Genomic DNA, 10,260 nt, shown 5'->3' with positions numbered 1-10,260 from the left:
CCCCCTAAGCCGAGTTTTCAAGGTGCTGCGCCGTCCACTTGGTTTTCGAGACTGGCCTTTTAATTCTAAAGTAAAGCCAACCTAGAACGGCGGGGTTTCAGACCCAAAATTTCCGATGAACGTAGGTTGGGTTGAAGCATGAAACCCAACGCCCGATTATGTTACGCTACCGCTAACCCATCCTACAAATAATTGTGCCTCCCTACTTAATAAGGTGGCTAAGGTGGGGTTGACTTTTAAGGGTTTTTCAATGTTTGAAATCATCGCTTATTTTCCTCTGTTTAATCGCTTTTCTGCTCTAGATAAACTTTTTTCTCAACCTTTAATTTCTCTTTTCCAGTAATTAAGTTTTCATCGGGGGATTTTTTTTGTTCCTCATTGGGATTTTTTGCAGCATTATTAGGGGATTGTCTTGATAGTCAGCGTCTTCTAGATCTTCAATAACGGATTTTTCAACATGGATTAGGTCGGCTAGTTGTTGTTGGGTTAATCCAGCTTTTGTACGAGAGTCATAAATCAGTTGTGCGATTTCTGCGTTGATGGATTCTAGGGCGATTTGTTCTTGTATTGTGGGATCGTCTGCGATGATTTGATGAATGATTTTTATGGCATCTGTGGTTTTAGGCATATTTATTTTTAGTTAATTTCTTTTGTTAAAGATGTCCTCGATTTTTTGATAGTTCATTTAGGATCGTTGATTTCTAATAATTTAAAAGTTTGGGTGATGTCTTTTGTTACATAAACAAATTTTATATAATGCAATCTTACAATAATTTAGTAAATCCGGCTAATTGATTAGTTCGCTCCAGATCGCAAACAATTGACAAAAATTGCGGCAATGTCTGTCTCTATAAAGGTTTCATTCCTTATAACCCCGTCCATTGCATAAGACAAACCGAAGAACCGTAAATCCTGCTGGTTCAAAATGACGATCAGAGGTAAGCTGTTCGTAATTTAAATTGCGTTAACAGAATTACCCTTGTTTTTCAACTTGCGATCCCACTTAATAATTAAACCTCCTTCATTTAAAAGTTGATGTAAAAGAGATTCTAATTCTTCAACTGATTTAAAAAGTCGATGAGCGATAAATTCTTTTGCCGAGTGCCAGACCAATTCAATGATATTTAAATCTGGGCTATAGGCGGGTAAATACTCTAAAATTAAGTTGGGCATATTTTCAGCAATTTTACCAACAACATCTGTTTTTTTGTGAATACTAGCATTATCGAGAATCAGGACAATCTTTCGACCCTTCTCTCGAAAATACTCCTCTTTATTCCCCGCTTCCACCCATTCTTTTATGATTTCTGTATAAAAAACTTTTACCACTTCATAAAAAGTTTCTGAATTTCCTTTTTTGATGAATTCTACGAATCTTTTTTTATCGGAATATCTCACTCCTCCCATCGCATTTACTCGACCACTTCTTCTTTGTCCGCTAACTTTTTTTCTTTGGCTTTTTTTCCCCCATGTTTTTCTTCTAATGACTCTTAAACTGAATCCACTTTCGTGAGGGGCTGTGTGGCGAACCTGCGTCGCCACACAGCCCCGTCCCAAAACCATACCTGTAGCTTATTTGGCTCTTCTTTTGCTATTTTTAAGTATTCGGCTAATTTTTGTTTAAATTCTTTTCTTTTTTCAGGATTTTGTCGATCTTCTAAACTATATTTAGCCCAAATATAAACATACTTCTTTTTTTTTTAAATGTTCGTGACTTGAGAACTACTTAATTCTATACCTGTCTGTTCTGTCAGATAAGTGGCTAATCTTTTGGCTGTCCAACGGCCAAACTCATACCCCATTTCTTGAGGCTCTTTGTCAATTGTCTCTAACAATATTTTGATATACTCATCCGTCGCTTTTCGATAATTTCCCTCCATTCTCTTGTCTTTCAAGCTATCTAAATTATTGGCATCTCCAGGAATACACCAATAAGAGACTGTTCGCAGTGAACAGCCAATGAGTTTGGAGATTTGGACTTGAGTTTTCCCGTCATTTAACAACAACAATATCAAAACTCTTTCTCTAATGTAAGGATTTTCTTCTTTTTTTAGTGCTTTTTGTAACTTTTCTTTTTGTTCGGAATTCAAGTGATTAGGGGCTGGCATAGCTATGTTTCTATTATACGCTATTTAGATGCTGAACAGCTTAGAGACATTGCCCTAACTCTTGACATAACTCTTTAATTCTTTTTTCATTTTCTGATAACATTGAATTATTCCTCCCATCGAGATATATTCTGAATTGTAAATTATAACTATTATAATCTCATTTCTCTTTGTGATCAAGTAGAAGATTTTCTAGTTGTTGACGGCTATAAGCATTAATACTCATTGCATAAGTGAGATGCTCCCATTTAATACGTCTTCAAAAGACTGAGCAGCTTTAACAGCTATTTCATCTGTTAGACTAATAAGTTCATCTTCTGGTTTCGGTTTGGGTAAGGGTAACTTTTCATCCACCTCGATGTAAATAGTCCCCTCCTCCGAGGTAAATTCCACTAAACGAGTCATAAAAATTCTCCTGTTTATTTTATTGCGGTTGCCTAGACTTAAGCAATCACAACTCCATCTTTTTGCTCTCATGCCTAATTATATCTCTTTACCAAGTGTTCGGTTGAAAGTCAGCATCATTAATAATTGCCACCGTATCCCCAGATGGTTTAATCACAAATAAGCCTTTTTTATAAGCATAGCGATCTACACCTTTGTTAATTTCAATTCCTGCCACTGCACCGTAGGCTCGATAGTTTTTGTAATGGGGAAAAGCGATTTTAAAACGAGTCAATTTTTCGATAAATTCATCTACATCATCTTGAGATAATCGAGATTTACATTCCACCACCACAAGATCGGTATCATCCACCCCTAGGATATCAATTTCCATGGCGATACCTTGACGCTTGACTCTAGCGCGGGGATAAACTTCCTTAATATCAATGCCTTTTTCCTGAAAAAGCCGTAAAACCGCCGGTTCTACCAATTCCTCCACAAATCGACCCCAGCGAGTGGTCAAACTATCTACCGCTTTGCTGGTTCGTTCTACGGTGCGTTTCAGTTCTGCCATCGAGCGCTCGGCTTCGGCGGCCCGGCGATCGCTTTCTAATTTCGCTTCGGCAGCTTGGCGCTCAAGTTCGGCAGCCCGGCGATCGCTTTCTAATTTCGCTTCGGCGGCACGGCGCTCGTTTTCTAATTTCGCTTCGGCAAAGATACGTTCCATTTCGGCCCGACGAAGATCGCTTTCCCTTAAACGGCGATCAAACTCCTCGGCCGAAGCGCGGAATAGCTGGTAAATATCCTCAAGGGTTACAGGTTCACTCATGGACTGACATCGAAAATAAAACACCCCTAATTATTTTAGCGATTCGGTCGAGAAAACCGAGGAGAGCGAGAGAGCAAAAACGAGATAAATATTAAGAATTATGTAGAAAACTTGACACAAGTATCGTGCTGTGTTATTGTCTGTTGTCTTGAATGTCAGGTGAAGAGCCTCGGTTTTACCGCAGTTAGAGCTTTCTAAACATTTTAAACCTTTGCTTTCAAGACTCGGTTAACAATTTGTAATATTCCTTACTAATTATTTATTCCTCCTTTTGCATGAGTGCCTGTTGCCTGTTGCCTGTCCTGATAGCGGATTTAGTAAGTACCTAAGCAAAATTAATTACACATTTCGATAAAGCTTTTGCCTCTTGCCTTATTGCCTCTTGCCTGTCTTCACTAGGAAATTTATTTTGCATGACTACTTATTAGTGTTCCTCTAGTATGTCACGGTCAAGTCTGTATTAAGGGAACTCGCATTATTTTCTCTACTGGAATGGAAATGCGAAACCTTTGCATCAGCGTACATCTGCCTTTTTCCGGATACAGGCAAAGCTCTCGATGCAACGCAAACCTGTTATAATCACCAACTAGATGGAATCCGTGACCGCCTGCAAATGTATCCAGGCTTTGGGGTGGGAAAGCTGCAATGACAACTGACTTTATCGAGATCTACGAACACGCTTTACGCCCAGAATTGTGCGAAGAGATCAGGCATCGTTTCGAAGCCAGCCACCGCAAGTCGGATGGACGGATCGGTCATGGAGTCGACAAATCCAAGAAGAACAGCACCGACATCACCATCACAGGCCTCTCCGAGTGGAGCGATTTGCACAGTCAGATACTCGACAGCACACTGCGTCACCTGATGTTGTACATTCGCAAGTATCCATACCTGGTCACGAGTGCGTTCGCATTAAGCTGGCAAGAGCCGGCTACCGGACTGGTCAGGCCGTTAACAACTTCGGATGTTGGAGCGGCATCGGACCTGGAACTCGCCGAGTATTTGTTCAGAGTATTTCGACCCGGAGCGATCAACGTTCAGAAATACTCGAAGAGTGTCGGTGGTTACTACTACTGGCATTCGGAAATCTATCCTTGCGACCCAGCTGCCGAGACGCTCCATCGCGTCCTTTTGTTTATGTTCTATCTGAACGATGTAGAGCGCGGTGGTGAGACGGAGTTCTTGTACCAAGAACGGAAGCTCAAGCCGACCTCTGGGACGATGGTGATCGCTCCCGCCGGTTTTACCCATACCCATCGCGGCAATGTGCCCGAGTCGCACGACAAATACATTCTGAGCAGCTGGATCTTGTTCAACCGCGCCGAGCAGCTCTATGCGCGCAAACCCAATCCGGCGTGAGACGACACCAGCGACACAAAGACAGGCATTGCCAACCTCGCCATTTTACTGGCAACCCGAACGTTGCGTGGCTCACGATAGACGGAGTCAACGGGCCACCGTCTGGTGATGGTAGCTCTCCACTCGCGCTTAGAAATTAATTGAATGGAAACCATCAGTAATCAGTGATCAATTAACCTTTAATCATGAGTCAGTTATGATGATGAAATTATTAAGCTCTGTAGTCATTTTGGCAAGTTTACTGAATGTTACACCTAGGATGGTAAATCATCCACCCCGACAAGTTGCTCAAGCGTCTAGCGTTTCTTCGATTCAAGGTTATTGTTTTTCAGTCGCTAATGATGATCTAGATTCTACGGCGAGGATTTATATTCAGGGAAATCAAGTCACGGGTCGGGTAGAAGCTACGATTCATAATGAACAAGAATCTTATTATAGTTCCTATACTCAAACCTTACAAGGAAGGAAAAATGGGAATCAGTTAAACTTAAATATCAAGACAAAAATTGAGTTAGATACTCAAACAACTCAAGAAAAATGGACGTTAACTTCAGATTCTTTGAATACGGGACGAGTCGTTTATCAAAAACAACCTTGTTTAGTATCTCAAATTCGGTTGGCACCAGGAACTAATACCACTACAGTTAATCAATCGGTTGTTCGAGGTAGTCGAAATATTTATTTATTAAGAGCGAATCAAGGACAGAGAATGGATCTGAAAATTACAGCATTAGAAAATAATGCCGTATTCGATGTGATTGCACCGAATGGGCAAACTTTGAAAACAGAAGCTACCCAATCTAGTTTAAAATTACCGGCTACTGGAAATTATGAAATAATTGTAGGGGGAACTCGTGGCAATGCCACCTATAAATTAAATGTTAAAATTCAATAAATAGAAGGAAACATGGAACAGCCTTGAGGTTGGGGGAGTCTTGACTCTTGCCTCATCTCAACCAGCAATTTAAATGCGCGGGCAGCTTATCCTATATGGTACTGTTTAATTTTATTCCCACAAAAGTTGATTATGTCCTTACCTGAACTCCCTCTTCATCTTCAATTAACCCAAATGATTTCGGGTTACTGGCTATCTCAAGCTAAGCTAAAACGCACTTAAACCACCTAAAATAAAAATGGCTCTTCGGTTTGTGTTATGCAATGGACGGGGGTTATAAGGGATGTAACCCTTATTTATAAAGACATTTGGCGATTTTTGTTAATTGTTTTCGATCTAGAACGAACTAATCAATTAAGTCTCTTGCCAGATAAGGATTTAGTCGATTTATGCCCCCCCTATCGAACCATACCAAGTAACGAAGAACCCATTTCTTAAGATAGACAACAGAATTTATCTCCGACTACTTAACGGCATTATTCAGGGGGGATATTCATACAATACTGAAAAACAATCGAACGTTGCTTTTTTTCCTCTCTATCCTATTTTATTCAAATAGATTGCATCTTTAACTTCTTTAATTTTGCCTATTTATGGTCTTATTTTTTCTAATTTATGTCTAATATTTGCCTTAATTTTTGTTTATAAAAATAGCAACATTTATCTGAATAAGAGAGGCTGTAAAAAGGTTTTAATTCTTATGTTAATTTTTCCTAACTCCTTTTTTTATAGCTGTTTTTATAGAGAAAGTTTATATTTGCTAACCACCTCTGCTTGTTTTTATTTCTTTCTGAATAAGAAATACTTTTGGTCTGGATTTTTGGGATTTTTTGCCAGTTTAACTAGAGTCACAGGAGTAATAATTTTTCTGGCTTTTGCTATCGAATTACTCTGGAAATATTTAAAGAAAAAAGAACTGCCCAAGAGAGAAAGTCTTTTCCTATTATTAATACCCTGTGGGTTAATTGCTTATATGGTATTTTTAGCGTGGAAATTCAACGAACCTTTGGCATTTGTTAAAATTCAGGATATGTGAGGTAGAAATGAGAGAGTATTTTCTTTAATTACTCTAATAAACTACTGGAAGAATATCAATTGTATGTTTCCCAAAGATGCCAATAATGCAGTTAGATTATTATAGCGGTTCTCACACCTGTGTGGCACACTTAAACCTTTGCTAATTAAGCTTTTCAACATCGATAATGTACCTCTTGCGAACAGGAAACGCTATAAATACTTTTTTTAGCTTCTCTTTTTGGCTCTTCTTAGCGATTTTTGTCAATTGTTTTTTATCTAGAGCGAACTAATCAATTAAGTCTCTTGCCAGATAAGGATTTAGTCGATTTATGCCCCCCTATCGAACCATAACAAGTAACGAAGAGCCCTCTTTTTTAGGTATTTTGCTATTCTCTATCGTTAAAAAGCCTCTCAATATTTCCCTGTTAATTTTTGCCTTCCTGAGCATTTTTTTACCTTTAAGTACAGGAACAACACAATCAATGATGAGGTATATGATGACAATATTTCCAATATTTATTATTCTTGGATATTGGAGCCGAAAAAATTGTTATTTTTATGGATTTCTGTTATTCTTGTTTACCTATTTTTTATCCATTCTATTTCTTTGGTATGGTAATTGGGGCTGGATAGCTTAGTTGATCGTGCAGTTGAGTCAAATTACCCTAACTAATAATGCTAACATAGCTCTTTGCTCAGAGAGAGTCGATTGATTTGTTCAAAAATATCAACTAGATAGGGAATTATTGTGTGTGTAAACGAGGTCTATACTGATAGTTTCTTCTTTCAAAATAGTCCTAAAAGTCTTGCCCAGTAAGCATTTAACCTTACATAAGCAAAAATTATCACACAAAGTCGAGAAGAGCCATTAGAGTTATGAGCAAAAATGTTACTGACATTGCCGAATATCTATATCGGTCAATAAAATCAATAACAATTATAGGATAAGCGTTTAAACTTGATCGAGATTTCCTTGATTTAAATACAAAAATACTGAATATTTATCATCATCAGGCCCTGAACGCCAGCAAAAGAAAACCCCACAGACAAAGACCCTGTAATGATAAAATCGACAATGGCGACGGCTTGGCCATTAGTATTTTTTGCGTCGGACTAGCAGGAGATAAAAGCGTGACCTTTAAGATTGGTTTACTCGGTTTCGGGGTTGTGGGGACGGGAACAGCGAAAATCCTCCTCGATCCTTTTGGTCGTCATCCCGTACTCAAAGAGATTACCATTGGACGAGTGGGAGTTAGATCCCTAGATAAACCGAGAGAAATTGAGCTTTCTCCCCAGCTGTTGACCACTGACCTAGAATCGATCGTTACTGACCCCGAAATTGATATTATTGTCGAATTATTGGGGGGTTTGGAACCGGCACGCTCTTTAATTCTCCAAGCAATCGCATCGGGGAAGCACGTTGTTACGGCAAATAAGGCGGTTATTGCCCGTTTTGGCGATGAAATCTACGCCAAGGCCAGTGAAAAAGGGGTTTATGTCCTCCTAGAAGCGGCCGTGGGTGGTGGCATTCCCGTCATTAAACCCTTAAAACAATCCCTCGGCGCTAATCGCATCAGCAGCATCATGGGAATTGTCAACGGCACAACTAACTATATTCTCACGGAAATGAGCCAAAAAGGGGCAGATTTTAGCGAAGTGCTGGCCAAAGCTCAGGAATTAGGCTATGCAGAAGCGGATCCGACTGCGGACGTGGATGGATTCGACGCGGCCGATAAAATTGCCATTTTAGCTTCTTTGGGTTTTGGAGGTCGGGTAAAACGGGAAGATGTTTACTGTGAAGGTATCCGGCAAGTTAGCGCCGTCGATATCGCCTACGCTGATAGACTGGGATTTGTGATTAAATTATTAGCGATCGCGAAAGATACGGTTAAGGAAGATTCCGATACCCTAGAGTTGCGGGTTCATCCGACCCTAGTACCGAAAACCCATCCCCTCGCTAATGCTAACGGAGTCTATAACGCTATTCTGGTCGAGGGGGAACCCTTGGGACAAGTGATGTTTTACGGACCGGGTGCCGGTAGCGGACCGACGGCCAGCGCGGTAGTATCGGATGTGATGAATATCGTCGGAATTTTAAAAAGTAGTGGCAAAACCAAGGAACTTGACCCGCTTTTAAGCTGTATTCACCAGCATTATTGTCAAATCGCGCCGATGGAGTCGTTATCGACCCGTTTTTATGCTCGTTTTCTCTGTCGCGATGTGCCGGGGGTAATCGGTCATTTAGGTATGGCTTTCGGCGACCATGGGGTTAGTCTAGAATCCGTGGTACAAATTGGTATTAGGGGTGATTTAGCCGAAATTGTCGTTGTCACCCACGATGTACGCGAGGGCAATTTCCGCAACGCTTTAGCAGCCATAGAGTCTTTAGAAGCTATTGACAGCATTCCTAGTATTCTCCGGGTTTTGTAATTATAGAGATCGCTTTTTTATGGTCATGGGTCGGAGAATCAGAAGTGAGAAAAGTTGGCTAAGTTTAACTAGCACAATTTTGTTATTTTGTCTAGGTTTTTTGGGCTTAAATCAAAAATTAATTTTTGCCCAAGGGTCTGATAATGTTTGTCCCCTACCGATTTTATCAAGGTTACAACGCCATAAAATCCAAGCGGGAGAAACGATCGCCTCCATCGCCGAAAAATACGCTCTTATCCCGGCAACGATAATTAAACTCAATCCGACTATTCTCAAAAATGGTTCGGCCCCCGTGGGGAAAGAAATCTTTATTCCCCCGATGAACGGCATTCGCATCGAAGCGCCCAAGGGTTCCACTTGGCGCGATTTAGAAGCGGCCTATGGTATTCGTGCTGATATACTCTTTGAGCTTAACGGTTGTGGTCGCCGGCCGACAATAGTTTTTATCCCCGGCACCAATTGGTCCGCCACGGGCAAGCGCTCGGATTATACTGGATTAAGTTCTTATCCCTTACCCTTAGCCAGCACTGTCGGATTAGCCTACGGTTGGCAAAAAAGCCCCACGGAACAGAAAAATCTCTTTCATAGTGGTATTGATCTTCTCGCAAATGTTGGTACAAATGTTTTAGCTGCCGAGGATGGTCTAGTGATTTATGTGGGTCAGGAGGGAGCTTATGGTAATTTGGTAGTAATTAATCATTTAGGTCGCCGGCAGACCCGTTATGCCCATTTAAGCAGGGTAACAGTGAGAATTGACCAACGGGTACGAGCAGGAGACGTTATCGGTGCGGTTGGCACCACGGGACAACCGGATATTATTCCCCCCCATCTTCATTTTGAGGTGCGCTTAGATACTCCCGTCGGTTGGACAGCCTGAATAATGGTAAAACCCTTTTAAAATAAGGCTTTTGACCTGTTAAAGTCCGATGTTCATGCTGCGAAAATAGGATTGGGACTTTCAAAAACCTTGCATTATCCTTCTTGTAGTACATAGCTTGGTACAAAAAACAAGGGCAACAAAGCCTGAAACGACCGGCTACTGACGACCGGCTCCTGACTCCTACCCCCAGGAAAAACTTTTTCAGCAGACCCTATTTAACTTTGACAAAGGGAAACTTATTTTGTCACCCCTGGAAGTCAATCCATCTGGTCAAGATAAGAGATAATATTCCTGGCAAGGTTTGGGAAAAAATCTCAAAATGTTGCGCCTCTCATCCGTTAAGTTGCTAATCTTTTGA

General features: G+C 40.6%; 9 protein-coding genes and 2 pseudogenes. 7 read left to right on the top strand and 4 right to left on the bottom strand.

Annotated features, from left to right (window positions below):
* Positions 1-343: 343 nt before the first annotated feature.
* The 4 genes and pseudogenes from EWV66_RS12630 to EWV66_RS12615 form a co-directional block, all read right to left on the bottom strand.
* On the bottom strand, positions 344-628 hold the full coding sequence (locus EWV66_RS12630; protein ID WP_287109258.1) for a helix-turn-helix domain-containing protein: 285 nt from the start codon (positions 626-628) through the stop codon (positions 344-346).
* 326 nt (positions 629-954) lie between these two features.
* Positions 955-2,108, bottom strand: a pseudogene (locus EWV66_RS12625) (IS630 family transposase).
* A gap of 222 nt (positions 2,109-2,330) precedes the next feature.
* The gene (locus EWV66_RS12620; RefSeq protein ID WP_072927047.1) at positions 2,331-2,513 is read right to left on the bottom strand and encodes a hypothetical protein; all 183 of its coding nucleotides are present in this window, start codon (positions 2,511-2,513) and stop codon (positions 2,331-2,333) included.
* 88 nt (positions 2,514-2,601) lie between these two features.
* Positions 2,602-3,321 (bottom strand): hypothetical protein, encoded by a 720-nt coding sequence (locus tag EWV66_RS12615; RefSeq protein WP_052275620.1) that lies wholly within the window; start codon positions 3,319-3,321, stop codon positions 2,602-2,604.
* Between the two features lie 645 nt (positions 3,322-3,966).
* Here EWV66_RS12615 and EWV66_RS12610 point away from each other — a divergent pair.
* From EWV66_RS12610 to EWV66_RS12585, 7 genes and pseudogenes are all read left to right on the top strand, one after another.
* A complete protein-coding gene (locus EWV66_RS12610; protein WP_185237818.1) occupies positions 3,967-4,680 on the top strand; it encodes a 2OG-Fe(II) oxygenase in 714 nt (237 codons plus the stop codon).
* Positions 4,655-4,789: a hypothetical protein gene (locus tag EWV66_RS12605; RefSeq protein ID WP_260441352.1), complete on the top strand. Its 135-nt coding sequence runs from the start codon at positions 4,655-4,657 to the stop codon at positions 4,787-4,789. The genes EWV66_RS12610 and EWV66_RS12605 overlap by 26 nt, the downstream gene beginning before the upstream one ends.
* 87 nt (positions 4,790-4,876) lie before the next feature.
* Positions 4,877-5,575 (top strand): hypothetical protein, encoded by a 699-nt coding sequence (locus EWV66_RS12600; protein ID WP_002787762.1) that lies wholly within the window; start codon positions 4,877-4,879, stop codon positions 5,573-5,575.
* Positions 5,576-5,629: 54 nt separating this feature from the next.
* A pseudogene (locus EWV66_RS24425) lies at positions 5,630-5,779 on the top strand (methyltransferase); the annotation flags it as partial.
* Positions 5,780-6,275: 496 nt separating this feature from the next.
* The gene (locus tag EWV66_RS12595) at positions 6,276-6,611 is read left to right on the top strand and encodes a hypothetical protein (RefSeq protein WP_223210358.1); all 336 of its coding nucleotides are present in this window, start codon (positions 6,276-6,278) and stop codon (positions 6,609-6,611) included.
* Positions 6,612-7,723: 1,112 nt separating this feature from the next.
* Entirely contained in the window at positions 7,724-9,022 is a 1,299-nt protein-coding gene (locus tag EWV66_RS12590; protein WP_052278369.1) for a homoserine dehydrogenase, read from the top strand.
* A 19-nt stretch (positions 9,023-9,041) separates the two neighbouring features.
* Positions 9,042-9,899 carry a LysM peptidoglycan-binding domain-containing M23 family metallopeptidase gene (locus EWV66_RS12585; RefSeq protein ID WP_287115975.1) on the top strand — a complete coding sequence of 286 codons (858 nt, stop codon included), beginning with the start codon at positions 9,042-9,044 and terminating at the stop codon, positions 9,897-9,899.
* Positions 9,900-10,260: the final 361 nt, after the last annotated feature.

It is taken from the genome of Microcystis sp. M_OC_Ca_00000000_C217Col, from assembly GCF_007095585.1.
GTDB lineage: Bacteria > Cyanobacteriota > Cyanobacteriia > Cyanobacteriales > Microcystaceae > Microcystis > Microcystis panniformis.
The sequence above is the reverse complement of the archived record's forward strand: the minus strand, read 5'-3'. Positions and strand labels throughout refer to the sequence as shown.